Source organism: Symbiopectobacterium purcellii (assembly GCF_019797845.1).
GTDB classification, from domain to species: domain Bacteria; phylum Pseudomonadota; class Gammaproteobacteria; order Enterobacterales; family Enterobacteriaceae; genus Symbiopectobacterium; species Symbiopectobacterium purcellii.
The window spans coordinates 2,014,734-2,040,710 of record NZ_CP081864.1 but is presented as its reverse complement, the minus strand read 5'-3'; the positions used below and the strand labels follow the sequence as shown (position 1 = coordinate 2,040,710).

Annotated in this window: 24 protein-coding genes and 1 pseudogene; 12 read left to right on the top strand and 13 right to left on the bottom strand. The window is 55.9% G+C overall.

The window, feature by feature from the left end; genetic code table 11:
* Positions 1 to 97 precede the first annotated feature (97 nt).
* The 3 genes from K6K13_RS09500 to K6K13_RS09490 all read right to left on the bottom strand — a co-directional run bounded on the left by K6K13_RS09500 (position 98) and on the right by K6K13_RS09490 (position 2,121).
* Positions 98 to 406: an AzlD domain-containing protein gene (locus K6K13_RS09500; RefSeq protein ID WP_222160567.1), complete on the bottom strand. Its 309-nt coding sequence runs from the start codon at positions 404 to 406 to the stop codon at positions 98 to 100.
* Positions 403 to 1,053: an AzlC family ABC transporter permease gene (locus tag K6K13_RS09495; protein WP_434064608.1), complete on the bottom strand. Its 651-nt coding sequence runs from the start codon at positions 1,051 to 1,053 to the stop codon at positions 403 to 405. The genes K6K13_RS09500 and K6K13_RS09495 overlap by 4 nt, the downstream gene beginning before the upstream one ends.
* Positions 1,054 to 1,254: 201 nt before the next feature.
* On the bottom strand, positions 1,255 to 2,121 hold the full coding sequence (locus tag K6K13_RS09490) for an AraC family transcriptional regulator (protein WP_222160565.1): 867 nt from the start codon (positions 2,119 to 2,121) through the stop codon (positions 1,255 to 1,257).
* Between the two features lie 230 nt (positions 2,122 to 2,351).
* Between K6K13_RS09490 and K6K13_RS09485 the strand changes: the two genes are divergently transcribed.
* The 7 genes from K6K13_RS09485 to K6K13_RS09455 all read left to right on the top strand — a co-directional run bounded on the left by K6K13_RS09485 (position 2,352) and on the right by K6K13_RS09455 (position 9,552).
* Positions 2,352 to 3,035 (top strand): GntR family transcriptional regulator, encoded by a 684-nt coding sequence (locus tag K6K13_RS09485; RefSeq protein WP_222160564.1) that lies wholly within the window; start codon positions 2,352 to 2,354, stop codon positions 3,033 to 3,035.
* A 135-nt stretch (positions 3,036 to 3,170) separates the two neighbouring features.
* Complete coding sequence (locus K6K13_RS09480; RefSeq protein WP_222160563.1) at positions 3,171 to 4,622, top strand: NAD(P)-binding domain-containing protein; 1,452 nt, start codon at positions 3,171 to 3,173, stop codon at positions 4,620 to 4,622.
* A 17-nt stretch (positions 4,623 to 4,639) separates the two neighbouring features.
* Positions 4,640 to 5,674, top strand: a complete 1,035-nt coding sequence (locus K6K13_RS09475; RefSeq protein ID WP_222160562.1) for a dipeptidase — start codon at positions 4,640 to 4,642, stop codon at positions 5,672 to 5,674.
* Positions 5,675 to 5,715: 41 nt separating this feature from the next.
* Positions 5,716 to 6,759: an ABC transporter substrate-binding protein gene (locus K6K13_RS09470; protein ID WP_222160561.1), complete on the top strand. Its 1,044-nt coding sequence runs from the start codon at positions 5,716 to 5,718 to the stop codon at positions 6,757 to 6,759.
* A 51-nt stretch (positions 6,760 to 6,810) separates the two neighbouring features.
* Positions 6,811 to 7,884, top strand: coding sequence for an ABC transporter ATP-binding protein (locus K6K13_RS09465; RefSeq protein WP_222160560.1), 1,074 nt, complete (start codon positions 6,811 to 6,813; stop codon positions 7,882 to 7,884).
* Positions 7,881 to 8,747 (top strand): ABC transporter permease, encoded by an 867-nt coding sequence (locus tag K6K13_RS09460; protein WP_252120461.1) that lies wholly within the window; start codon positions 7,881 to 7,883, stop codon positions 8,745 to 8,747. Before K6K13_RS09465 ends, K6K13_RS09460 begins: the two co-directional genes overlap by 4 nt.
* A 7-nt stretch (positions 8,748 to 8,754) precedes the next feature.
* A complete protein-coding gene (locus tag K6K13_RS09455) occupies positions 8,755 to 9,552 on the top strand; it encodes an ABC transporter permease (RefSeq protein ID WP_222160559.1) in 798 nt (265 codons plus the stop codon).
* Between the two features lie 32 nt (positions 9,553 to 9,584).
* Here the strand turns inward: K6K13_RS09455 and K6K13_RS09450 are convergent, their stop codons facing one another.
* The 3 genes from K6K13_RS09450 to K6K13_RS09440 are packed head-to-tail and all read right to left on the bottom strand — an operon-like array spanning position 9,585 to position 12,122.
* Positions 9,585 to 10,175: a peroxidase-related enzyme gene (locus K6K13_RS09450; RefSeq protein WP_222160558.1), complete on the bottom strand. Its 591-nt coding sequence runs from the start codon at positions 10,173 to 10,175 to the stop codon at positions 9,585 to 9,587.
* Positions 10,172 to 10,693 carry a carboxymuconolactone decarboxylase family protein gene (locus K6K13_RS09445; RefSeq protein ID WP_222160557.1) on the bottom strand — a complete coding sequence of 174 codons (522 nt, stop codon included), beginning with the start codon at positions 10,691 to 10,693 and terminating at the stop codon, positions 10,172 to 10,174. The genes K6K13_RS09450 and K6K13_RS09445 overlap by 4 nt, the downstream gene beginning before the upstream one ends.
* Positions 10,677 to 12,122, bottom strand: coding sequence for an NAD(P)-binding domain-containing protein (locus K6K13_RS09440; protein ID WP_222160556.1), 1,446 nt, complete (start codon positions 12,120 to 12,122; stop codon positions 10,677 to 10,679). The genes K6K13_RS09445 and K6K13_RS09440 overlap by 17 nt, the downstream gene beginning before the upstream one ends.
* A gap of 260 nt (positions 12,123 to 12,382) precedes the next feature.
* On the opposite strand from K6K13_RS09440, the gene K6K13_RS09435 reads away from it, so the two are divergent.
* The 5 genes from K6K13_RS09435 to K6K13_RS09415 all read left to right on the top strand — a co-directional run bounded on the left by K6K13_RS09435 (position 12,383) and on the right by K6K13_RS09415 (position 17,673).
* A complete protein-coding gene (locus tag K6K13_RS09435; RefSeq protein ID WP_222160555.1) occupies positions 12,383 to 13,348 on the top strand; it encodes a LysR family transcriptional regulator in 966 nt (321 codons plus the stop codon).
* Positions 13,349 to 13,595: 247 nt separating this feature from the next.
* Positions 13,596 to 14,525, top strand: coding sequence for a tripartite tricarboxylate transporter substrate binding protein (locus K6K13_RS09430; RefSeq protein WP_222160554.1), 930 nt, complete (start codon positions 13,596 to 13,598; stop codon positions 14,523 to 14,525).
* Positions 14,516 to 14,986, top strand: coding sequence for a tripartite tricarboxylate transporter TctB family protein (locus tag K6K13_RS09425; RefSeq protein WP_222160553.1), 471 nt, complete (start codon positions 14,516 to 14,518; stop codon positions 14,984 to 14,986). Before K6K13_RS09430 ends, K6K13_RS09425 begins: the two co-directional genes overlap by 10 nt.
* Entirely contained in the window at positions 14,983 to 16,473 is a 1,491-nt protein-coding gene (locus tag K6K13_RS09420) for a tripartite tricarboxylate transporter permease (RefSeq protein WP_222160552.1), read from the top strand. The genes K6K13_RS09425 and K6K13_RS09420 overlap by 4 nt, the downstream gene beginning before the upstream one ends.
* Before the next feature lie 102 nt (positions 16,474 to 16,575).
* On the top strand, positions 16,576 to 17,673 hold the full coding sequence (locus K6K13_RS09415; RefSeq protein ID WP_222160551.1) for an NAD/NADP-dependent octopine/nopaline dehydrogenase family protein: 1,098 nt from the start codon (positions 16,576 to 16,578) through the stop codon (positions 17,671 to 17,673).
* Positions 17,674 to 17,702: 29 nt separating this feature from the next.
* Here the strand turns inward: K6K13_RS09415 and K6K13_RS09410 are convergent, their stop codons facing one another.
* The 7 genes and pseudogenes from K6K13_RS09410 to K6K13_RS09380 form a co-directional block, all read right to left on the bottom strand.
* Entirely contained in the window at positions 17,703 to 18,992 is a 1,290-nt protein-coding gene (locus tag K6K13_RS09410; protein ID WP_222160550.1) for an aspartate aminotransferase family protein, read from the bottom strand.
* Positions 18,985 to 20,043: a phosphotransferase gene (locus K6K13_RS09405; RefSeq protein WP_252120460.1), complete on the bottom strand. Its 1,059-nt coding sequence runs from the start codon at positions 20,041 to 20,043 to the stop codon at positions 18,985 to 18,987. The genes K6K13_RS09410 and K6K13_RS09405 overlap by 8 nt, the downstream gene beginning before the upstream one ends.
* Positions 20,036 to 20,770, bottom strand: coding sequence for an SDR family NAD(P)-dependent oxidoreductase (locus K6K13_RS09400; protein WP_222160548.1), 735 nt, complete (start codon positions 20,768 to 20,770; stop codon positions 20,036 to 20,038). Before K6K13_RS09400 ends, K6K13_RS09405 begins: the two co-directional genes overlap by 8 nt.
* 220 nt (positions 20,771 to 20,990) lie before the next feature.
* Complete coding sequence (locus K6K13_RS09395; RefSeq protein WP_222160547.1) at positions 20,991 to 21,809, bottom strand: ABC transporter permease; 819 nt, start codon at positions 21,807 to 21,809, stop codon at positions 20,991 to 20,993.
* 18 nt (positions 21,810 to 21,827) lie between these two features.
* A complete protein-coding gene (locus tag K6K13_RS09390; protein WP_222160546.1) occupies positions 21,828 to 23,099 on the bottom strand; it encodes an ABC transporter permease in 1,272 nt (423 codons plus the stop codon).
* A 36-nt stretch (positions 23,100 to 23,135) separates the two neighbouring features.
* Complete coding sequence (locus K6K13_RS09385; protein WP_222160545.1) at positions 23,136 to 24,197, bottom strand: ABC transporter substrate-binding protein; 1,062 nt, start codon at positions 24,195 to 24,197, stop codon at positions 23,136 to 23,138.
* Positions 24,198 to 24,521: 324 nt separating this feature from the next.
* Positions 24,522 to 25,973: pseudogene (locus K6K13_RS09380) on the bottom strand (NAD-dependent succinate-semialdehyde dehydrogenase).
* Positions 25,974 to 25,977: the final 4 nt, after the last annotated feature.

The following is a 25,977-nucleotide window of genomic DNA, read 5'->3' as shown; positions in this document are numbered from 1 at the left end:
TTCAACGTGAGATGCGATGAGACAAAAAGCGCAGTCCCCCCAGAACAGGGATGGATATACTGCGCCTTGCATAATAAACCGCCTTTACGATCGTCGATTAGAGCGAAAGCAGGAGCGCAAAAAAGATCAAACTCAGCACCACCGCCAGCAGCATATTGCGGATAAAGAACGCGATAATCACGCTGAACAGCGCCCCCCACAAATAGGGGTTATCGTCGAGCGGTCGCACAATACCGTGATCCATTAAGATGATCGGACCGCATATCGCCGTCAGCAGGCAGGGGGCTGAATATTTCAGCGCTTGCTGTACCAGTGCAGGCAAGCGAATCGGCAGACGCGGTTCCAGAAAAAGATAGCGATTGAAAAACACAATGCCCGCCAGCGCAAATAACAGTGCACCACTCATAGTACGTCCTCCCTGCGTCGTGACAGCAACGCTGAAAAGAACATGCCGCTCAGACCGGCGATCACCACTGCACCTTCTACGTGGAATAAGGCCAGCACCATCGAGAGCGCCAGCGACAGCACCACGCCCAGCAACGTACTGATGCTGCGTACCATCGGTACAACGATGGTAATAAAGGTGGCAATAATCGAGAAATCCAAATGATAGCGGGCCAAATCAGGTATCCGTGTAGCCATGACGATACCGGCAAGGCTAAAGATCACCCAACAGACATAAAAAAAACCACCCGCAGCAATCAAATAGCTGACAGAACGCGGCTGCTGTGCCGATTTGCCTCCGCTCAGCGCAAACAGTTCATCCGTCAGCAAGAAGCCTATCGGCAGACGATAGCGCAGCGCCAGGCGGGACACGTAATCACGCAAGGTCAACGCGTAGATAATATGTTGGGTGGTGATGAAGAAAACGGTGATCAAAATCGTGACGACATTGGCACCGCTCATGACTAATCCCAGCGTGACCAACTGTGCAGCACCCGCGAACACCAGCGCCGACAACCCAATGGATTGCCAGAGCGGCAACCCAGCCTGCACGGCCATTGAACCTGCCAGAATGCCCCAGGGCAGTACCGCCAGACAAAACGGAAACATATCAAGAACACCGGCGCGAATGTCGCGCCACCGCGAATCGGGTAAGCTGGCGTTTGGCGCAGCGCCCGGTTGTGATAAAGCATGCTTTTCCATAGCGACCTGAGACCTTTGTAATAGATGCGGTCATTCAGGCTAGCTAAACCTCGGGGACAGCGTATTGAACAAGATTGCTGCCTAACCCGGTCGTTGTAACGCGATTAATTACCCCAACAGCGGCTCACGCGTCGAATGATCCCAAACGATGCTTTGAATAAAACTGCCGGGCGTTGCACCAAATGCATTTTTAAAATGACGGGTGAAGTGACTATGATCGGAAAAACCGCACTGCGACGACACGGCTGCGAGCGCATGCCCATGCAGCATCAGCGTTTTCGCTTTGCGCAACCGCGCCTGCACTTGATATGCATGTGGCGGAATGCCCACCAGCGCCTTAAATTGGCGTAAGTAGTGCCACGGACTCAGTTCTGCCATCGCTGCTAACGTGGTCAACGACCACTCTTGCTCTGGCGTATCATCCAGCAGCATTTTGGTCTGTAACACGCGCAGTTCGGAAAAGGGCAGCGGGCGCGGCGGACGACGGGTTTTGCTGTAACGCAACATCAACCAACTTAGCGATGAAAACAGCAGCGTCTCTTTTAACAACGTGTTGCCCGGCTGAGCCAATAAGCGAAACGCCATCTGTAACTGCTGCGCCAGCCCCGGATCGTGCAGCACCGCATCAGGAAACCACGGCACTGTTCCCTCGGCGTGGTGGAGATCCTGGGAGATCGCGCGAAACAGATCCGGATGTGGGTAAATGGCGCGATAGGCCCAGCCGTTCTCTCGGGCCGAGCACCCGGTATGCACATCATCCGCATTGACCAAAATGATGTCGCCCTGCGGCGCAACGTGCTCCCCACCGGTGCGGTAAAAACGCTGAGCGCCTTCTTCAATCACACCAACACAAAACGTGTCATGCACATGGCGGGAAAAGCGTTGGCGATAATAGCGCGCTTGCAACATTTCCAAGCCACCGAAGGCTTCTAATCGATGGTACTGCGCCTGTTCACGTGGCGTTGATTTGCTCATAGAGTGCCCCTACTGTTACCGCTTCTGTTAGCAGTATCCGGATATTCACACCATTGTCACTCCGCATTCTCACTGGGTTTAGAACAAAATTGCGCTGCCACGCATTTTTCTCTTCACCTACGCCGAGGAAAACGGTTTTCTTTTTCGGCTAGCCGGTGCGCGATGATGCATCATATTGTATAATGCGCCAATTGAAGCGACAGGACTGCGCTGTTTCTCGGGGTGAATGCGTGAATTATCCAATTGGGCAAATCAACCACAGTTATCTGGGTTCCAGTGTGTACACCATGCTGCGCGAAGCGCTGATTATGGGGCGGCTAAAACCGGACGATCGGCTGCGCATTCGCGAGTTGGCCGCCCAGGTTGGCACCAGCGTCACCCCGGTGCGTGATGCCATCCTGCAACTCGCCAAAGAACAGGCGCTGATCCTGAAAACGCCGCGCGATATCCGCGTCCCGCTGCTCACCTGTGCACAGTTTATTGAGATTCGTACCTTGCGCGTGTCGCTGGAAGGCAGCGGCGCGCTGCACGCTGCTGCGCTGATGACACCGAGTAAGCTTGCCGAATTGGACGCCAATATCACGCAAAATCTTCAGGCGATTGATGATAACGATTTAAGCGCGGCGTTGCGTCTTAACAGCGAGTTTCACCTCATGCTGGCACAGATGGCTGATATGCCGCTGCTCAGCCAATTTATCGGCAGTTTGTGGATGCGCACCGGCCCACTGATTGCCCAGGCCTATGCCCATTTCTCCCATCAGATGGCAATTGAGCACCATCAAGAGGTAGTGGCAGCCCTGCGCCATCAGGATGGAACCGCCGCACAGCATGCCATTCAGCAGGATATCCTCGATGGCAGCGACACCATGTTGGCGTTCATCGAGCACGCCGAGGAGAATCAGCCACAAGCGTAGTTCCCCTCATAAGCAAATGCGATTAAAGCATTTAAATATCACATGATCAGCCTGTAATAATGCGAATTAATAATTATTCGCCACGTACTGCCCTGCTCTGCAGCGGTACGACTTTAGACCAGGTATCACACGATCATGACACACCCAGAACCCCCTCTCTCTCAATTGGCACAACGCCTGAGTGCCGATCTGGCACTGTTGGAATTACCTGCACGCCCCTGGTTGAAGGAGAGCGCACCCGATTACGATGTGATCATCGTCGGTGCCGGGCTGTGCGGTTTGACCGCCGCCGCCGCACTCACGCTGGCAGGCGTAACCCGCATTCTGTGCCTGGATAAAGCCCCCGCCGGACAGGAAGGCCCGTGGATCACCTCCGCGCGCATGGACGATCTGCGCACGCGTAAAGAAGCCGCAGGACCGGCGCTCGGCATTCCCTCTCTCACCTTCCGCGCTTGGTATGAAGCCCAATATGGCACATCGGCCTATCAGGCCATGGCGCGCATTCCGCGCGCACTGTGGATGGCTTACCTGACCTGGTATCGCACGGTGTTGAACCTGCCTGTGCGTAACCACGCGCCGGTGACGCGGGTCGAACCGGGCCAACAGGGCTGGGTTGAGGTGGATATCGCGACGGCACAAGGAAAGCAGCAACTGCGTGCCCGGCGCGTCGTTCTGGCTACCGGTATTGATGGGCTAGGTGGGCCCACATTGCCCCCTGTCGCTCGGCAGATACCGGCGCGTTACATCGCCCACAGCGCAGATATCATCCCTCCCACACAGGTTGCCGGAAAGCGCGTGGCCGTGGTTGGTTCCGGCGCGTCGGCAATGGACAATGCCGCCTTTGCCCTGGAAAACGGTGCCGAACGGGTCGACATTTTCTATCGTCGCACCACCTTGCCACGCATTGATAAATTTACCGGTATCGGCCATCAGGGGCTTACGCTGGGGTATGTCCATCTGCCCGATGAAACCAAATGGCAGTTGATGCTGGCGGGAGAGCACGCCCAAATCCCGCCACCGCGTCACAGCGTGCAGCGCGTAACAAAGCATGCCAACGTCGCCTTCCACCGTGCCAGTCCACTGACTTCACTGCGCGAGCAGGATGAGGCGATTGCGCTGCAAACGCCACACGGCCAGTTCCACGTTGACTTTATTATTTTTGCGACTGGTTTTCGTGTGGATTTTCAGGCGCGCCCTGAATTTGCCTCTTTCGCCAACACTATCTGCCAGTGGCGCGATCGCTATCACCCCGCCGCGGACCAGCAACATGACGGGCTAGCGTCTGCGCCTTATCTGGGCAAACACTTTGAATTGTTGCCCAAGCCGGGCGTGGATGCCGAACCAGCAACGATATCGACCCTCTACTGTTTCGCGTTCCCGGCAGTGCTGAGTCACGGCAAATTAACCAGCGGTATCCCCTCAATCGCCGAAGGTGCCCAACGCTTAACCCGCGGCATTGTCAGTTCGCTGTTGCGCGAAGACCGCGCCGAACTGCTTGCCCGGTTTCAGGCTTACGACACGCCGGAACTGCTCGGCGATGAGTGGCAGGAAACCGCCCCTTTCAGCGCGCTGCCACTCGCACCATAGTCAACCAGGGAGTCATTATGTCCATCGAGCAAGAGACGCTGCACCAACAATCCATCGTGATTGATGGCCTGCAAACCTGCGACTGGAGTCGCGCCATATTTGAAGAGATGCGCGAAGGGGGCATTACTGCCGTTAACTGCGCCTCCCTGCTGTGGGAAAACTTTCGGGAAGGCATCGATTATGTCTCGCAGTGGAAACGGTTTTGGCGTGAAAACGATGACCTGATTAGGCCCGTGCGCACGCTGACAGACATCTACGCCGCCAAAGCAGAGCAACGGACCGGGATTATCCTCGGTTGGCAAAATACCTCCCCGTTGGAAGACAACCTGGAATACGTCGAGATATTCAAAGACCTCGGCGTCGGAGTGATGCAGTTAACCTATAACACCCAAAACTACTCGGGTGCGGGCTATCTGGAAACCCGGGACAGCGGCTTAACCGGGTTTGGTTACGAGGTGCTGGCAGAGATGAACCGTGTAGGGGTGCTGTGTGACCTTAGCCACGTTGGCGATCGCACCAGCGCCGATGTTATCGCGGCATCACGAGCGCCGGTGTGTATTTCTCATGTGTTACCCCGCGCGCTCAAAGACGTCAAACGCAACAAACCCGATGAGTTGCTGGTCGGCTGTGCTCAAGGGGGCGGCATTATTGGTATCAGCCTGTTCTCACCCGGTCTGGCAGCAGGCAATGATGCCACGATCGAAGACTATCTGGATGCCATGAGCTATGTCATCGATCTGGTCGGGGAAGACCACGTGGGTATCGGCACTGACTTTTCTCAGGATCGCCCGCGTCCGGGGCCCTGGTTGCTGTGGGCCAATCGCGACAAGGGAACGGCACGCACATTGACCCCCTTCGGGTCAGCAACGATCAATAAACCTCAGGGCATTGCGCGCATTCGGGAGTTCCCCAACCTCACTGCCCGGATGCTGGCGCGCGGATGGAGTGAAGCGCGCGTGCGCAAACTGCTGGGAGAGAACTGGCTTCGGGTTCTGGGCACCGCCTGGCAACCCGCTGCGCGCAAGACGCCCTCCTTGCTACCACCACAATAATAACCACCACAATAACAATCATAATCACCAGGAGATTCACCATGTCTGCTACTACAGGTTTGCATCGCAGCATCCTCGCACTCACGCTGTTGCCGTTGTTTGCGCAGGCGGCCCCCACTACCGTCAACGTGGTAGGGTTTTCCGGCGTGTTTGCTGACAACTACCAGAAACTGGTTATCGCCCCCTTCGAGGCACAGCACCCGGATATCAAGATAAATTACCAGCAAAGCAAGAACTCCGCGGAATCGCTGGCGCTACTGACCTTGCAGCGTAACGACCCCCATGTGGACGTAGCGCTGCTGGATATTTCCGTTGCCATCCGCGCCAATACCCAGGATTTATTTGCGCCACTGGATAACGGCGAGGTCAAAAATCTGCATGCCCAGCCCGACTGGGCGGTTATCGGTGGACAACGCTCTGTCGCTTTTTCACAGGATAACCTCGCCATCCTCTATAACACCGATCGGGTCAAACAACCGCCAACCAGTTGGAACGATCTGACCGATGCCAAATATAAAGGACGCATTGCGGCACCGTTAGCGGATACCCGTGGCGTCACACTGCTGCCTATCCTCACCCGGTTAAAAGGCGGTGACTACAAGCAGGATATTGAACCGGGTTTTACCGTGCTGAAGGCCATCGCCCCTAATGTCGCCACCTGGGATCCCGCCCCTGACTGCTATGCGGTGGTCCAGAGTGGTGAAGTGGATCTGGCTATCTGCTGGAACGGGCGTGCACAGTATCTGCATGATAAACAAGATGGAAAAATTGGTATCGCATTACCGCGGGAAGGCAGCATCGGTCAGATCAATACCATTAGTCTGGTAAAAGGCTCCAAACAGGCCAGTGCGGCGCAGCAATTTATTGACTACGCGCTCAGCGCCGAGGCGCAGCGCACCTTCGCCGAGCAAAGTTTCTATGGGCCCGTCAACACGCAAGTGACCTTGAGTGCACCAGCGGCAGCGCGCATTTATGGCAGTAAAGAGGCACAGCAGGCGCAATGGGCGCTCGACTGGCCTTGGGTTGCAGAACGCTACGCGCCGTGGATCCAACGGATTCGTCGCGACGTGATCGCGCTGCATTGATGACTGACACGCCACGATTACCCCTGTTATCGCTCATGAGATAGACGCCATATGTCCGATGTTCACCTTTCCGTCAACCAATTGGCGAAATCCTATCCGGGGGCGCAGGCCCCCGCCGTTGATGACGTCAGTCTGCACGTGCCGCGCGGCGAAATGCTGGCGCTGCTCGGCCCGTCGGGCTGTGGAAAAACTACCCTGCTGCGCATGATCGCGGGTTTGATTGCGCCCACATCAGGCAGTATTCAGCTTAATGGCCGGGACATTTCGGCCATTCCCGTGCATCAGCGCAACATGGGCATGGTGTTTCAAGCCTATGCGCTATTTCCCCACCTGAGCGTGGCGCAAAACATCGCGTTCGGGCTCGAGATGCGTGGCATCAAACGCGCCGAGCGCGCCAAACGGGTACAGCAGGCGCTGGCGTTGGTCAAACTCGAGGGGTTAGGCGATCGCCGCGTCAGCCAACTCTCCGGTGGGCAGCAACAGCGCGCCGCCATCGCCCGTTCGTTGGTGATTGAGCCAGAACTCCTGCTGTTTGATGAGCCGCTGTCAAATCTGGATGCCAAACTGCGTGATGAAATGCGTGATGAAATTCGCGATCTGCAACGCCGTACCGGCATCACCGCGCTGTTCGTCACGCACGATCAGGATGAAGCGCTGTCGATGGCCGATCGCATTGCCGTGATGTCGCAGGGAAAACTTGAGCAGATCGGCACCCCGGATGCCATATTCGACCAACCGGAAACCGAGTTCGTGGCGCGTTTTATCGGTAACGGTAATTTTTTTGACGCCACGGTACTCCAGCCTCATCGGGTCCACATCGAAGGCCTGGGACAACTGCACCTCGCCGATGCGTTAACGCCCGGCACCCGCGTGCGCTTGCTGATTCGCCCACACCGCCTGCGCTGTGTGCCCTCTGGCTCGCCGTTACCGCTCAACGCGTTTTCAGGCCGTGTCACACAGCGCGTTTATCGCGGACAGCATCACACCCTCGGCGTGCAGGTCGGCCCACATTACTTACTCGCCGATCTGCCTACCCAGGCTGGCAGCACGCCAGCGCAGGGTGACAGCCTGATGCTGACGGTAGCGCCCGCCGATATCACCTCGGTTGGGAGGCACACGCCATGACAGTAATGCGCCCAACGACACGGCATTCCCGACTGCTCCTGCTGGCATTGTTGCTGCCAGGGCTGCTGACACTCGGGATCACCTTTGCCGCCCCGTTGGCATGGTTGATTCGCGCCTCCTTCAGCCCCATCGGCAGTATGATCGCCCCATCCGCCCCCTGGAGCACCAGCGCCTATGCCGCCGTGCTGTTCGATCCTTTTTACTGGCGCGTGGCCGGCAATACCCTATGGCTGGGGCTGATGGTTAGTCTGCCTGCCGTTGCACTCGCCTACCCGCTCGCCCTGTTCCTGCACCGCAGCACCAGCCGCTGGAAAGGCGTGCTGACCGCATTAGCCATCGCCCCGTTGCTGACATCCTCCGTGGTGCGTACCTACGGCTGGATGGTGCTGTTGGGGGACAGAGGGGTCATCAATGCGACGCTGCAGGCGTTATCGCTGACCACAACGCCCTGGCGTCTGAGCAACAATACGCTCGGCGCTACCCTTGCGCTAATTGAAATCCTGATGCCCTACGTCATTCTCGCCATGCTGAGCGGGTTCGGGCGGCTGAGTCAGCCACTGGAAGAGGCGGCGCAGATGCTGGTAGCCGCGCGTTGGCGCGTGTTTTTACGCATCACGCTGCCGCTCAGTTTGCCGGGGGTCTTAACCGCTGCTCTGCTGGTTTTCGTGCTGGCCATCTCGGCGTTTGTCACACCGCGTCTGATGGGCGGTGGACGGGTGTTTGTGCTGGGTACCGAAATTTTCAGCGAGGCTACCGTGACCCTCAATTGGCCGCTGGCAGCAGCGCTTTCCGTACTGTTGCTGGTATTGTTCAGCAGCGTTATTGTGCTTTACCAACGCGCCTTGCGGGCGCTGGAACAGTGAGAACATCATGATATCTCGCGCTTGGCAGCCGGGCACTATCGCCTGGCACAGCCTGATCTTTCTGCTTTATCTTTTTCTGCTGGCACCGATTATCATCGTGTTTATCATCTCATTCGACACACGCCAGTATCTTGCCTTCCCTCCCGTCGATCTGTCGCTGGGTTCTTATATCAAGGTTCTGAATAATCCGGTGTTTATTGCCGCGTTTGGGCGCAGTTTGACGCTGGGTATTTCCGTAGGCGCGGGGGCCATTGTAGTGGGCGTGCTGCTGGCTTTCGCCCTGACGCGCTTTCAGTTTCGCGGTCGGTCGGTTATCGCTTTTCTGGCTGTGGCACCGTTTTTGGTACCGCATATCGTATTGGCCGTGGGGCTGATGTTGGTATTGGCACCGCTAGGCCTGCTCGATACCTATACCGGCATTGCGGTAGCGCACCTGGGCATTACGCTGCCTTATACGGTCAGAACCATCACCATGAGTCTGCTCGCCGTCGATGTGCGTATTGAAGAGGCAGCGCGTATCCACGGCGCATCGCCCTGGCAGGTGTTTCATCGCATCACGCTGCCGCTGATTCGTCCGGGTATTGTGGCGGGTGGCGCAATCGCCTTCTTGATCTCCTTCGATGAGGCCACCCTGTCCCTGTTTCTGGTATCCACACGCACTTCCACGTTGCCGACCGAGATTTACCGCTATCTTGAATACGCCACTGACCCGCAGATAGCGGCGTTGTCAGTGATTTTAATCCTGATATCCCTTGCTGTGGTGGTGGTGTTGGAGCGGCTGATCGGGCTACGCAAAGCGTTATAAGCTGCCGGGAATGTCCCGGCATAGCGGCAGGATTAACGGCGCTGGGAATGACCAAGGGTGTGCATCAAGCGGTTGGCCCAGCCAAAGATCGCTGCGGAATGCACCAGATCAATAATGTCAGCGTCGTTAAATCCCTGTTGGCGCAAAGCAGTGACATGATGAGGTTCAAGCGCCACAGGTGTCTGCGACAGGGCACGGCAAAAATCGACAAGCGCCTGAGTCTTTTCATCGAAAGGCGCATCTAACCCACGCGTGTATATCGCACTGACCACATCGTTGCGCCCTGACAGCGTTTCATAACGCCGTGCGTGAACCGAACCACAATACGCGCAGCCGTTAACGGCGGAAGCCACCAGCGCGCCCAATTCTCGTTCTGCGCGCCCTAATCCACCGTCACTGTACATAATGGCGTTAAACAGCGTGGTACGCGCCACATAGGAGTCAGGATCGTGTGCCAGAGTGCGCACATAGGGAGAAACGTGAGTGCTTGACGGCGTCACCTGCATCGCGATCCGTTGAGCGGGCGTAGCGTTATTCAGATCCACCGGGGTCAGATAGGGATGCCAGGTCAGAGGCAACACACGGACCTTTACCGCAGGTATCGTGGTTTTTTCACGCTTCATTGTCCTTCACCTAATGCTGATAGCCCAACCACAAGGCGTGATTCAAAATTGATAAAAGCGATCAGTTCGGACAGCGCAATGATTTGCGGCGTTGTCCACCCTGCCTGCTGTAAATGCTCAAGATCCTGTTGTGAACTCGCGGCGGGATTATTAGTGACAACGTCACAATGATAAACCAGCGCCTGAAAAGCGCGCGTTCCCTGCTTACCGTCAGCGTTTAACGCCAGATCCGTCTGCGAGGATGGCAAACTATCGACGAGCCGTTGGTAAAAGGCCACCTGTGCTGACACACCCAATGTGCGCGCCATACGCAGGGCGAGCAACGCACGCAGCGCCGCCGGTAATCCCTGATCGTCGTGCGGCGTCAACACGCTGCAACGGCAAGCCTCCACGCCAGAAACATAGTCCGGACGTAGCCGACGTAGCCTATCGCGCGTTGAGCCTGCATCAATACCCGCCATCTGATTAATGAGGTCGTTTTCCGACTCCTGCAAGGTGATATTACTGTGCCTCAGCATCGTGCCACTCATCTCCCACTAATTCTGGCGTATCAAACGCCGTTAACGCGTCATAATGCAGCGCGCAATCCTCGACAAACAGGTGGCGCGCAATCCCCTGAGCCAACCGTTTTGCGCCTTCGCTTACCGCAGGAATATCCCCCGATAACTTGCCGTGCGTGAGCGTCGAGGGGTAATTGAAACAATGCAGACGTGAAATCAACGGGCTGTTCTCCGGCGTTTTAGCCTGAAGCTCAAAGGCCGGGCCCAGGTATGGCGCTGACGCCAGCTCGCGGTTTTCCATCCCCACGGGCGGCGTATACACATCCGACCAAAACAGCATCTCATGAGCAAAATGGTGCAACTCACCGCGCTTAGAGACATCAACATCAAAACCCGTAGCAAAAATCACGAAATCGACCTCGTAGCGCCCTTTGGGCGTGGCCAACACCAGGTGTTGTTGCTCCTCCTCCAGGTCAACGATCGGGTTTGCCAGATGAAAATGCGCGTTGGCATGGCGTGACACCCGACGCGTAGAATCGCGCGGTGGCGGCGTTTGTGCCGAGAGCGTCGTAGCAAGAAACTGCCACTTCCAGGCATCGCTAAGTCCGACAAATCCCTGAACTACCCCCTGGCTGGAAATTCCGGTGAATTTATTCACGCGTGGGATATCGTCGCGCCGAATAAAGAGATCGACGCGCTGTGCGCCTGCCTCCAACGCCGTGGCCGCGTTATCCATGGCGGAGGCTCCGGCCCCAACAACCGCCACCCGTTTACCTTGCAACGCAGAGAAATCGATCGGTTGCGCCGAGTGTGCCCAATAGCGTCGGGCAATCCGGTGCGCGAGATCCGGCACGGCGGGCCCACCTAAACCATCGCGACCATTCGCCAATACCACACGGCGCGCGTAGTACCGCCGCGTTTCGCCGGTGAGTCGATGACGCGTATCCACCGCGATAAGCTTGTGCTGATAAGGTGTCAACGCCACAATTTCCGTGTGATTGGCCACCGGCAACCTTAGCACGCGGCGATACCAGATGAGATAATCCATCCACTGGGTTCGGGGGATTTTATCCAGCGCATCCCACGCCGCAGCGCCGAATTGTGCCTGATACCAGGCACGAAACGTTAACGTGGGCAATCCCAACGCCGGGCCGGTCAACTGCTTTGGCGAACGCAAGGTTTCCATGCGCGCATAGGTTCCCCACGGGCCTTCCTGACCTGCGGGTGCCCGATCGAAACAGAGAACATTATCCACCCCAATCATGCGTAGCGCCGCTGCCGCGGTCAGGCCACACATGCCCGCACCGAGGATAGCCACATCCAATACCGGCTGTTGCTCGACATAGTGCAACGGCACCCAGGATTTGGCTGGCAGTTCCAGCAGGCTCAGATCGTCATATAACCGTGCTTCCAGCGCAGAGAGTCCAGCGCCATCACTTGTGATCATTCAGCTCTGCTCCTTTCATCATGTTGCCTATTCGTTACCACTTTAATTATGCGTTACTTGAATTATCATTCATTGTTCATGCTTATTCTTAATAATTATTCCGCATGAAGATATGCGAAAAAGGAAATATACAGACCGCGCATTTTCACGCATGCTTGGCACCATGCATTACCATCACGCCAACGCGTCGCTTGGCAGGTACACCGTGAGATTAGGGTGTATAATGACAGGCTGGCTTCCTGGTTGGAAAATAACGGAATATGTTGAAAACGCCTTTGATCGACGATTTGGATCTACGCCAGTTGGACGCTTTTTCTGCGGTGATTTCTGCGGGAAGCATTACGGCCGCCGCCAAGCAGTTACATCGTTCCCAACCCGCCGTGACACGATTGATTCAGGAATTTGAAAACAAGATTGGCTATCCGCTGTTTGTGCGCAAAGGGCCACGCATCCACCCCACTGAGCAGGCATTACAGCTGCACGAATCGGTGGAACATGCGTTGATTTCACTGCATCAGGTGCAGGTGCGCGCTCAGGAGATCAGTGCAGCGGAAGAGAAACCGCTGGTGATTGCCGCCACGCCAGCCATGGCGGCGGGATTATTGCCTGACGCGCTGGCCAAACTGGCGCTGACCATGCCGCTGCAAATCCTCAGTTATACAGCGGAACAGGCGGTACACAGCGTGATTGAGGGGCGAGCGGACATGGCTATCAGCAGTTTGCCGCTGGAGCACAAAAACGTTGAACGGCACTGGATCGGACAAACGCGCTGCGTTGTGGTGTTACACGAGGACGATCCGCTAGCACAGCAGGAGCGTATCGCATTAGAGGCTCTGGCGGCGCGTAAAATCATTACGCTGTACAATCCGTATCGCCAGCGCCACCGTTTTGAGCTGGCAATGAAGAAGGCCAAGATTACACCGCAATACGTGATTGAAACCAACGCGTCAGCCAATCTGTTGGCATGCGTCTGCAGCGGATTGGGGGTTGCCATTACGGAACCGGTGACAGCCTATGGCTTCCCCTTGCACGGAGTGGCAGTCAGAGAACTGGACGTGGATATTCCCTATTACTTTGGCGTTATTACGCCTCAGGCAAAAACAGTGCGCCCTATCGTTGTGCAATTAATTGATGCACTGGAACAACGCGCGCGGGAATTACTTCCGGCATTTACGCTATTTCATTCTGATGAGCACCATAAAATTATGGTGTCACTTAATAGTTAATGTTGGGAACAGTATAAGCGTCATTTAATTTTCGCCACGTAAGTGGCGCATAAATACAGCACTTTTATTTTTGTCATCCCTGACAAGAACGGACGCTCATACCCTTAATACGGGGTTATTACTAAAACACTATCAGGAATTATTTCTCCGGACTATTTTTTAACGCTGATTTCTTTACACTATCACGATAAGGAAATATATGTTGCCAATAATATCTCGTGGAACGCATTACCGTGCGGTTTTTATTATGCTAACCGCCGCATTACCGGTTAGCAGTTACGCTGCCTACCCGAATAAACCCATCGAAATGCTGGTCGCTTTTGCGCCCGGCGGCGGCACCGATATTGCCGCACGCTCTATTGCGCATTATCTGGAAAAACATTTAGGTAATAATGCGCGTATCGCCGTGATCAATAAACCGGGCGCAGGTGGAGAAATTGGCTGGACCGCGCTGGCACGCGCCAAGCCTGACGGTTATACCATCGGCATGATCAATCCTCCGGCCATTAACGGACTTGTGGTGGAAGGCAAAGCCAAGTTCACCATGAGTGACTATCAGCCCATCGCCAATATTGTGTACGACCCGGCGATCCTGGTCGTGAACAAAGACAGCCCTTACCACACCTTAAACCAGCTTATCAGCGCAGCACAGCAAGCACCGGAAAAGCTGGTGATAGGCACGTCCGGCGCATCAGGCTCTTCGGAGCATATCGCCATCCTAAACCTCAATCGCCTGACAGGGGTGACGTTTACCCCCGCGTTCTTTGGCAGCACGGCACCGGTGCGCCAGGCGATTCTGGGGGGACACGTTCCCGCCGCAACCATGAACCTGAGCGAAGCCTTGCAATTGGCCCGCGACGGTCAAATCCGCGTACTGGGGCTGATGGCAGACAAACGTGCCGATTATCTGCCTAACGCCCCTACCTTTCGTGAGCAAAATATCGATCTGATTGCCGGCGCTTCGCGCGGTATTGCCGCGCCGAAAGGCACGCCGCCAGAAATTGTCCACGCACTGGAAAAAGCGCTGGCAGGCGTCATCACCGATCCCGAGTATCTCGCGGCGGCGCAAAAAGCGGAGATCCCCCTTAACTATCTTAATGCGGTGGAATATCGCACGCTCATCGACCGCATCAGTGCCGATCTTTCTGACACATGGAAGGTGACACCATGGCGTTAAGTGCTTCACTGACACATCGGCGTGCGGATATCGCGTTTGCGAGCGTCTTGATACTAGCCGCAGGCATGCTTTATCAGGAAGCGGGCCATTTCAGTAGCACCGGAGCCGCCTTTCCACGCGTGTTAACCGTACTGCTGGCGGTGTGTGCGTTGGTGATCATCGTGCGTGAAATCAAGTTTCCGGCAGAGGCTGAACGCCCACTGTTCGCACAGCCGGCACGCGTAGTCATGGGCTTTTTGCTGATGTTTGCTTATATCACGGCGATGGATGCGATCGGCTATGTTCTCGCCAGCGTGATTTTTGGCCTCGGAATACCGTGGCTGTTCGGTTACCGACACTGGCGTCTATCACTGCCCGTGGTGTTGGGCACACTCTGTTTTATTCTGGTGGTGTTTCGCCTGCTGCTTGAGCGCCCTCTGCCTTCAGGCGTGATAACTGCATTATTGGAGCCCCTACTATGATTGACGCGCTGCTCAGTGCATTGCCGCACGTGTTTGCACCGGCCAATCTCTTTGCCGTGGCGCTGGGCACCGTGGCGGGACTGGTTGTGGGAGCACTACCCGGCCTGACGGTCACCACCGGCATCGCCATCCTGATCCCCCTGACGTTCGGCGTCGATCCGCTGTTTGCACTCGGCATGATGGCCGGGATGTATAACGGCGGCAGCTATGGGGGGGCCATTCCGGCCATTTTGTTACGCATTCCCGGCACCCCGGCATCCGTGGCTACCGTACTGGATGGCTACGCCCTGACCCGGCAAGGAAAGACAGCCTATGCGTTGCAGGTGGCGGTTGCGTCAGGGGTGATCGGCAGTGCACTTTCAGCCCTGGCCCTGATTCTGTTCGCACCGGGCCTGGCCTCGATGAGCTTGTTTTTTGGTCCGGCGGAGTATTTCTGGATGGCGCTGTTGGGCCTGGCAACCGTAACCTCGTTACTCGGTGATGATTTTATCAAAGGTATTATTGCCGCCATTGTCGGTCTGTTGATCGGCACCGTAGGGCTGGATATTTCCACCGGCGATGAGCGCTACACCTTTGGTATTCTTGAATTGACCGAGGGGCTGGATCTGGTGGTGTTGTTAACCGCGCTGTTCGCGTTCCCTCCTCTGATTCATATGCTGGAACAGCCGATTAGCGCAGGCATGCCCGGGCACCTGCTGAAACTCAAACGACAGGGGTCGGTACTCGCGCAATGGCGTACCTTCTTACCCGTTTGGCTGCGAAGCTCGGTGATTGGCATTATCGTTGGCGTGCTGCCGGGGGCTGGCGGCAGCATGTCTTGTTATCTGGCTTATAACGACGCAAAGCGGCACGACAGCGACCCGGATAGCTACGGTAAGGGGAATCCCAAAGGCGTCGCCGCCTCAGAAGCCGGTAACGGAGCCGATAACGCTGCCTCACTGATTCCGGCCTTAACACTGGGTATTCCCGGTTCGGGAATTGCGGCGGTGATCTTGGGTGGTCTGCTGGTACAAGGGTTACGCCCCGGTCCGCAACTGTTTCAGGATTACCCCGATATTGTCTACGGATTTATGCTGCAAATGCTGTTGTCTGCATTGTTACTGGCCGTGGTCGGGGGATTAACCGCCACGCGATTATTTGGTCAGGTATTAAGACTCCCCACTATATTGCTGGTGCCAGTCATCATGCTGTTTATTACCGTTGGGGTCTATGCGGTTAATAACACCCTCTTCGATCTGTATCTCTTTTTTGCTATTGGCGTGGTCGCCTATTTTCTGGAAAAACTGGACTACCCGAGTGCACCGATTATTTTGGGGGTGATCCTTGGCCCTATTGCAGAAACACAATTACATCTCGCATTGACTATTTCCGGCGGTAATACCCTCGCGTTAGTCAGTTCGCCGCTGTCTATTATTCTGGTGCTGCTTACACTCTTTATTTTTGTTACCCCTTATTGGCGTTTTCGCCGCAAGCTACGTCCAGCCTGAAATAGCCAGGGTTTGAAAACACGACTACCTATTGTATTACGCAAGGTGAAATATTCACCTTGCCTGATACCGACTTTCGCGTGATTGAAAGGATTATCACAGATGAAAATAGCACTGTTAGGTGCAGGGAATATCGGGTTTGCCAGCGCGGCCTGGCTGTGCCATCACGGTCACCAGACGGTGCTTTGGGCAAGGGAAGCACATGCGTTGGCAGGCATTTCTAACGCCCACTCCGGGCTACACTACACTGGCGTGATTGAAGGGGAATGTCGCCCAGCCGTTACCACCGACATCGCCACTGCGGTACGCGGTGCCGATGCGGTGCTGCTGTGCGTTCCAGGCTATGGTCACCGTACGGTGATGGAAGCGCTGGCCCCCCATCTGACCACGGGACAACCGGTTATCATCAATTCCGCGTGCTCATTAAGCGCGTTGTTTTTGTCACAGTTGCTGGCACAACGCGCCATTCGCACCCCGATTATTACCTGGGGAACCACCGCGTTCACCGCCCGACGCAAAGAGGAAAACAGCGTCACCCTGATGACCGCACGCCGCTGTGTGCATGTCGCCACGCTCCCTGCCGAACAGAATGCGGCGGCCATCACCCTGTGTGAGCAGCTGTTTGGCAAACGGTTCCAGCCACAATCCAATATCCTGGCGACCTCATTAATCAATATCAATCCCATTGCGCATCTGGGATTGGCGCTGTGCAATGTCACACGCATCGAGCATCAGGAACGCTGGCCGCAATATCACTATATGACCGATGGGGTGGCGAATCTGATTCTGGCACTGGAGCAGGAACGTCAGGCCTTGGCACACGCCTTTGGCCTGAGACTGCACAGCATTGAAGCGCATTTTCAGCAATCATTCGATGTTTCCTGCCATACGCTGAGTGAGATCGCCGCCGAGTTGCACCGCCGACGCGGTGGACCACCCGGCCCGATCGACATGAATACCCGTTTTATTTTGGAAGATACACCCTATGGATTGGTATTTGCCGAAGCGATCGCACGCAAAGCGGGGATCGCGCTGCCGCTACACAGTGCATCGATTACCCTTGCCAGCGCCGTATGGCAATGCGACCTTCGGAGCCAAAATGATGTGCTGCCCTCCCTGAAACTCGATGCACTCTCTTTCACTGAGTTTACCCGAACGTTGCAAGAAGGCGTCAGCACATCACAGGCGCGCGTGTGGTAATCGCAACGTCTACCTGACGGGTGCAGCCATTAGCGCTGCGCCACTTCTGTCAGCACGGCGTCCAGCGTATCGAGAAACAGCGCGGCATGCTCTTCCCTGAACACCAGCGGTGGCCGGATCTTCAGAATATTGCCCGCTGGCCCCGTAGCGCTGATCAACACGCCGCGCTGGCGCATGGTATTCACCACCGCTACCGCCTCAGCGCTGGCTGGCGTTTTGTTTTCACGGTCGCTAACCAGTTCCGCACCGACAAACAGCCCGCTGCCGCGCACATCGCCCAACAGTGCATGATGCTGTGCTAACGCTTGCAACCCTTCACGCAGGCAATGCCCGACCCACAACGCGTTCTGTTGCAGTTGCTCTTCGCGGATCACACGCAACACCGCATGTGCCGCCTGACACGACACCGGGTTACCACCAAAAGTATTAAAATAGCTAACATCACGACCAAATGCGGCAAACAGCGCCGATTTTCCTACCAATCCTGCGATCGGATGCCCGTTGCCCATCGGCTTGCCTAAGCTGACCAGATCCGGCACCACCTGATGGCGGGCGAATCCCCACATGGCTTCACCGGTGCGGCCAAAACCCGGCTGCACTTCATCGGCAATAAACAGTCCCCCAGCATCGCGCACCCACTGTACCGCTTGCGCCACTTCTCCAGCCAACGGGGAAAAGACGCCATCACTGGAAAAAATGGTATCGAACAGCAGCGCCGCAGGACGGATGCCTTCTGCACGCATCTCTGCCAATGCGGCCTGCACCGACGCCAAAAATGCACCGGGCTGACGATAGTTGTCTGGCGCATCAATCAGTTTTACATAATTGCCGCGTGTCACGCCGTCGCCGAGTGACGGAGAAAGTTCTGCCAACGCACTGGTAACGCCGTGATAAGCCCAACGTGTCACGATAACCCCGGTGCCGCCCGTCACATGTCGCGCAATGCGCAGGGCCAAATCGTTAGCCTCACTGCCGGTGCAGGTCAGCATCAGGTTATCCAGGTCAGCCGGGAATTCACGCAGCAAATCTTCGGCAAAATCAACGATAGCATGATGCAGATAGCGGGTATGGGTATTAAGCTGTGCACTCTGCCGAGCAATGGCGTCCACTACCGCCGGATGGCAATGCCCGACCGACGCTACGTTGTTGTACACATCCAGATAGCGCTTGCCCTGCGCATCGAACAGCCATACCCCCTCGCCGCGCACCGGATGCAACGGCTCCTGATAAAAGAGTCGATAACCCTGGCCCAATACGCGCTGGCGACGCGCCAAGAGTTCAGCGCTGGCATTTACTGGTGACGTTGTCACTTCAGTCATGATTTATCTCCTTTATCCCCTGCCATATCCGCTGGCAGAACTGGTCGTGCGAATAACGGGTTATCTGTTGCAGGCTGCGCCAACTGCGCGGCAAATTGCGCAACAAATAGTCACGATTCTCCGGATAGCGTGCGGCACGCCACTGTGCGATGGTCATGATCAGCGCCAGGCGCGTCATGATGAGATCGGGCAACAGCGCGATCTCCTGCTCGGTCAACGGCAGATGCGCATGATAAGACGCGATAAACGGCACGATAAAAGCGAAGGGATCCTCCCCGTCATGTATCTGATACGCTAACGCCGTCGCCAGGTCATTGATCAATGGTGCATAAAGAGCATCACCGAAATCGATGATACCGCTGACGCGCGTTGCGTCCCCCACGTCTGCCAGCACGTTGTGTGGGTTCATGTCGTTATGGATAGTCTGTTGACGCAGCGTTTTTAGCTGCGGTGTCACATGGCTATCGTAGCGTTGCAGGATCTGCGTGATGGCCGCTTGCTGTTCAATGTCATGTACAAACGCAAGATAAGGACGAATTTGCTCAGCGCGGCTTATGTCCCACAACAGTTGCCGCTGTTCCGCCGGATGAGAAAAGCGGCTCAGTGCCACATCTAACTGTGCCAGCGTGCTTCCTAAACTTTCCATCAGCGCGATAGACGGTGTTACCGCATACAGCGGCGTGCCTTCCAGAAAGCTCACCAGACGAATGCGCAACGCGTTGCCGTCAATATCCACTACCGGTTCCGCCTGTTGATAGCGCGTCAGTACCACGCGTGGTACCGGCAGCGCCGCCGCTTGCTGAGCGACATGCAGCAACAGCGCAGTCTGATAGTGGCTTTCGGCGACAGATTCGGCAGCATTGATCACTTTCAACATATAGCGACGCCCGGAGGGCACGGTCAGGCAAAAATTTTTATCCCGTTCGCCGGTGAGCAGGGTGACATCCCCTTGCAGACCATAGTATTGCCAGATCAGCGCCTGCGCCTGCTGGCAAGAAACCTCCGGTACCGCCTGCGTCATTAGCGTGCCCGTGTCCTGCGCGTCACACATGCTGGCCTCCGTTAACCTGAATTTCCGCCCCATTGACATAGGAGGCACCGCTGTTGCACAGGAAATAGATCAGGCTAGCCACCTCTTCGGGTTTACCCAAACGCTGCATCGGGACCTGACGAGCTACGATCTCATCGGTACCCGGCGACAGGATGCTGGTTTCAATTTCCCCCGGCGCAATCGCATTGACGCGAATACCGTAGCGGCCAAACTCGTTTGCCATTTCCCGCGTCAGCGCTGAGAGTGCCGCTTTGGAGCTGGCATAGGCGCTACCAGCAAACGGATGCACGCGCGCACCGGCAATGGAGGTGATATTGATGATGCTGCCCTGACTGGCACGCAGTTCATCAAACAGTCCATTGGCCAGCAATGCGCAGGAAAACAGGTTGACGTTAAACACCCTGAGCCAAGTGGCGTAGTCGGTCTGGCGCACGCCAAGGCGACTGCCATCCACGCCCTTGGGCGAAATACCGGCGTTATCGACCAACGCATCCAGCCTGCCGCCGAGTTTTTCTTTGATCAGCGGCAGCGTCTCCTGCACGCTATCGATATCTTCCAGATCGAAGTGGATATGGTTTAGCACCCCTTCCACCCACGGACAATCCTCTACCCAGTTCTGCCGTGAGGCAGTGAAAATACGCCATCCAGCCGCATGGAAATGCTTCACCGTGGCGTGACCGATCCCGCGACTCGCGCCGGTCAACAACAAGGTCTTTTGCTCGGACATAGGCACCTCATTAGATATTTGATGCATCATAAATTTAGCGTTAAAAAAAACTGAAACAGCACGCTGTTCAGCAAAATCTGCACCGATAAGCTCTGCATACGGTATACAGGCAGCGGTGTGAAATTTTCGGCGTTTAGGCAGCCGGATTTTTCAGTCTCCCGCGAAGTTCACACCCAATGCGGGAGACTCACAATCAAAAAACAGTACTCGACTGACCGTACTAGCGACCACCTCTGAGTTTCTCCGCACGACGGCGCAGCACTTCCATCACAATCAGCAGCACCAGCGCTGCCCCCACCATCATAGAGGCAGCAGCAGCAATGGTGGGATCGAGGTTTTCCCTGATACCGGCAAACATTTGCAGCGGCAGTGTGCGCTGGCGCGGACTGGCGAGAAACAGCGTGACGATCACTTCATCGAACGAGGTGGCGAAGGCAAACAGCGCACCGGAGAACACGCCCGGCGCGATAAGCGGCAACGTCACTTTGCGAAACGCATACAGCGGTGGCGCGCCCAGGCTGGCGGCTGCACGGGTCAGGTTATGATCGTAATTTTTCAACACGGCCGTTACGGTGATCACCACAAAGGGGACGCCGAGCATCGCATGGGCCAACACCAAGCCGAGATAACTATTGAGCAGCGAAAGTTTGGCGAAGAAAAAGAACATCCCGACCGCCACAATGACTACCGGCGCGATCATCGGGGAGATCAGCACCGCCATCACCAACGCTTTGCCGCGAAACTCACCGCGTACCAGACCTATGGAGGCCAGCACACCAAGCACCGTGGCTAACAGCGTTGATAACGGGGCAATCATCAGGCTGTTGCCCAACGCGCCTAACCAGGCGCTTGAACTGAAAAATTCCTGATACCAGCGCAACGAAAATCCGGTCAGCGGATAGCTGAGAAAAGAGCCGGCATTAAACGACAGCGGCACGATAACCAGCACCGGCACCACCAAGAACAGCAGCATCGCTGCACCGTAAAAATTAAAGAAGCCTTTCCATAAACGCAGGACCACGGCACCTTGTTGTCTCATCAGGGTTCTCCTTGCGTCTTAACGCGCCGCCGCTTCGGCGTCGGTGCGGGTCACGCGAATATAAACAATATAGAGCAGCGTTACGATAATCAGCAGTTGTGTACCCAGCGCTGCCGCCATCCCCCAGTTCATGGTGGTGTTGGTGAAGAACGCCACGAAGTAACTCAGCATCTGATCGCTGGGCCCACCCAGCAAGGCCGGTGTGATGTAGTAGCCGATCGCCATCATGAACACCAGCAGCGCACCGGCGGTGATCCCGGCGTAGGTTTGCGGCACATAAACACGCCAGAACGCTTCAAACGGATGCGCACCCAGCGAAATGGCCGCGCGCATATAGCTGGGAGAAATGCCCTTCATCACCGCATACAGCGGCAGGATCAAAAACGGCAACAGAATGTGCGTCATCGAGATATAGACACCAATGCGGTTAAACACCATCACCAGCGGCTCATTGATAATGCCGATACTTAGCAAGGCACGGTTAATCAGTCCGCCCGATTGCAACAGCACAATCCAACTGGCAGTACGCACAATCAGCGAGGTCCAGAATGGCAGCAACACCAGGATAATCAGCAAGTTAGCGCGGTTTGTCGGCTGTTTTGCCAGCCAATAGGCCAGCGGATAGCCGAAGCCAACGCACAGCAGCGTCACGACACCGGCCATCAGCAGCGTGCGCAACAGCACATCAACATACAGCGATTGCTCCGGCGGTTGGGCAACAATGTTTCCTGATGCCGGATCGACGCGATGATCAAACACTGCCAGCAGGTAATAGCTGGTGAAAGGACGCGAGGCGCGATCCAGCGTGCGCCAGGTGGAGAGCTCTCCCCACATTGGTTGCGTTTGTATCAGTTGTTCACGCACGTTACCGCTGTCGAGCGTAGGCAGTTGGCGCAATGTGCGGTTAATCAGGGTACGGTAATCCGATCCTTCGTAGCCGAGGCGTTTGGTGATCATGGCAACCTGCCCAGCGCTACGCGCCTGGCGCAAATCGGCAGCCACGGCATTAAACGCCGCGTCATTGGGTAATTCGTTGCCAGACCATTGCCGCAACGCGGCAATGGTCATCGGCATGGCTTCCCGCAGTTCTGGATTCGAGATACTTTTTCCCAGAATCGAAAATATCGGAAAGAGAAAGCTAACCACCAAAAAAAGGAACAGCGGCGCAATCAACAACAAAGAACGCTTTTTATACAGCGCTTCGGCCGTTTTAAGCTGCTGTTTGAGCAGCGGGCTCCCTTCTCTTTCGTTGGCTGGCGGCAGCGCCGCGGCCAGGTTATTCTGGGACATACTTTCACCTCCAATCACAGATACGGCAAAACCAACTTACTGCGCAGCCCAGGCGTTAAAGCGCTGTTCCAGTTCTTCGCCGTGGTCAATCCAAAACTCAGTGTCTACTTGCAAGGCCTGTGCCAGGTTATCCGGCGCGGTCGGCAGGTTTCTCACCACGTCAGGAGAAATCAGGCTGGTCGTTTTAACGTGCGTTGGACCATAGGGGATGGTCTCAGCAAACACTTTCTGGTTTTCCGGCTGGTTGGCAAAGGCAATAAACTGTTCTGCCAGCGCTTTGTGTTTGGTGCCTTTAACAATGGCCCAACTGTCCAGATCGTAAATACTGTCATTCCACACGATGCGGAAGTCATGCCCTTCTTTCTGTGCCGCAGTAACGCGACCGTTGTAGGCGGAGGTCATCACCACATCGCCAGACACCAGCCATTGCAGCGGCTGCGCGCCGGATTCCCACCATTGGATATTCGGTTTGATTTGGTCCAGCTTCTTGAACGCGCGGTCAACACCCGCAGGGGTTGCCAGCACTTTATAGAGATCTTCGCGTTTTACGCCATCCGCCAGCAGCGCGAACTCCAGCGTAAACTTGGCGCTTTTACGCAGGGCACGTTTGCCGGGGAAGGTTTTCACATCCCAGAAATCGGCCCAGCTTTTCGGTGCCTGCGGCAGTTTGGCCGCGTTATAGGTCAATACGGTAGACCAGAGGAAAATCCCTGCGCCGCACTCAGAAACCGCGCCCTGCACAAAGTCAGAAGGGTTACCCAGTTTTTTCCAATCCAGCGGCTCAAACATCCCTTCGTTACAGCCGCGTACCAGCTCCGGCCCTTCCACTTCAACCACATCCCAGCCAACCTGACCGTTTTCCACCATCGCGCGAATACGGGCCATCTCCCCGTTGTATTCACCCGCTTCTACCGTGCCTTTGCCCGCCGCAGCGAAAGGTTTGTAGAAAGCTTTGTCCTGAGCGTCCTTGTTCAAGCCGCCAAACGAGACAACGGTTACGGTTTCGGCATAGGCCTGTGAAGCCATGGCAGTAACCAGCGCGCCGAGCGCCATTTTTTTCACTGCGGACATCTTGGACGGTAACTTCTTGGTCAACATAGTGCGGCTCCTGGAGAGTTCGTCAACGTAAAATGCGGGCTGTACCCATCACAATTTTTTTGATGCATCATGCATCAAAAAAAAGCATAATCTGTGCCATGAATTCGGATTCCCCCTGGTTGATTAGCTGAATTACCGCGATTGGAGCCTGAAAAAGGCATAGGGAATTTTTATGGCTGGCTACACTGTCCTGACACCGCGTTTTTTGCTTTGTTGTGGTGCATCGTGTTACACGCTGCACCAGCAAAAGGCGGAGACTGCCAGAACATCGCGCCAGAATGCGGCACGGCCAGAAACGGGTTTCTGAACCGTACCACCTTGGCATTACGATAAATCGACGCAGAGATATTTCATCTCCAGATAATCTTCAATGCCGAAACGCGAGCCTTCACGTCCTAACCCCGACTGTTTCACCCCACCAAACGGTGCCACTTCGTTGGAGATAAGACCGGTATTGATACCGACCATGCCGTAATCCAACGCTTCCGGCACCTTCCACTGGCGTACCGCATCACGGGTATACACGTAGGCCGCCAGACCAAACTCCGTGTCGTTGGCCATGGCGATAACCTCGGCGTCATCCTTAAACGGGAACAACGGTGCCACCGGGCCAAAGGTCTATTCGCGCGCAAAGCGCATTTGCGGTGTAACATCGGCAATCACGGTCGGCGTAAAGAACGTGCCGCCCAGCGCATGCAACTTGCCACCGGTCAGTAACGTTGCGCCTTTACCCAGCGCATCGGCAATGTGTTGCTCGACTTTATCGACGGCATCAGCATCGATCAGCGGCCCTTGCGTGACACCAGGCTGCGTACCTTCACCCACTTTCAGCTTCTCAACCTCTTCAACCAGCCGCTGTTTCAGCGCCGGGTAGATGCCCTGCTGTACGTAGATGCGGTTCGCACAAACGCAAGTTTGCCCGCTGTTACGAAACTTCGAGGCCAGAATGCCTTTGATGGCGGATTCCAAATCAGCATCATCAAACACGATAAACGGGGCGTTGCCACCGAGTTCGAGCGACAATTTTTTCACCGTCGGCGCACTCTGCGCCATCAGGATGCGGCCCACTTCCGTTGACCCGGTAAAACTCAGCTTGCGGATCACCGGGCTGTCGCACAGCACTTTACCCACGTCAGCCGCTTCACCGGTGATCACCTGCAACACGCCGCGCGGAATGCCTGCCTGATTAGCCAGCTCCGCCAACGCTAACGCGGTAAAGGGCGTTTGCTCAGCCGGTTTAACGATCATGGTGCAGCCTGCTGCCAGTGCCGGCCCCACTTTGCGCGTGATCATTGCCGCCGGGAAATTCCACGGGGTGATAGCCGCACACACGCCGATCGGCTGTTTGATCACCAATAAACGTTGATGCCCTTGCGGTGTCTGCAACACGCTGCCTTCGATGCGTTTTGCCTCTTCGGCAAACCACTCAATAAAGGAAGCGGCATAGGTGATTTCACCTTTGGCTTCCGCCAGTGGTTTGCCCTGCTCAGCCGTCAAGATCGCCGCCAGCGCATCCTGATGTTCTACGATCAGACGAGCCCAGGTTTGCAGCAGGCTGGCACGGGCTTTCCCCGTCAACGCCCGCCAGCTCACCAGCGCCTTTTCCGCTGCTGCGATGGCTATCGACGTTTGTGACGCCGTCACTAATGGTACAGAACCAAGCACTGCCCCGGTCGCCGGGTTAGTCACCGCCAGGGTGTCACTGCGTTCGCTGTTCTGCCATTCACCGTCAATCAAACATTGCTGACGGAAAAGCACGTTGTTTTTCAATTGCATAATA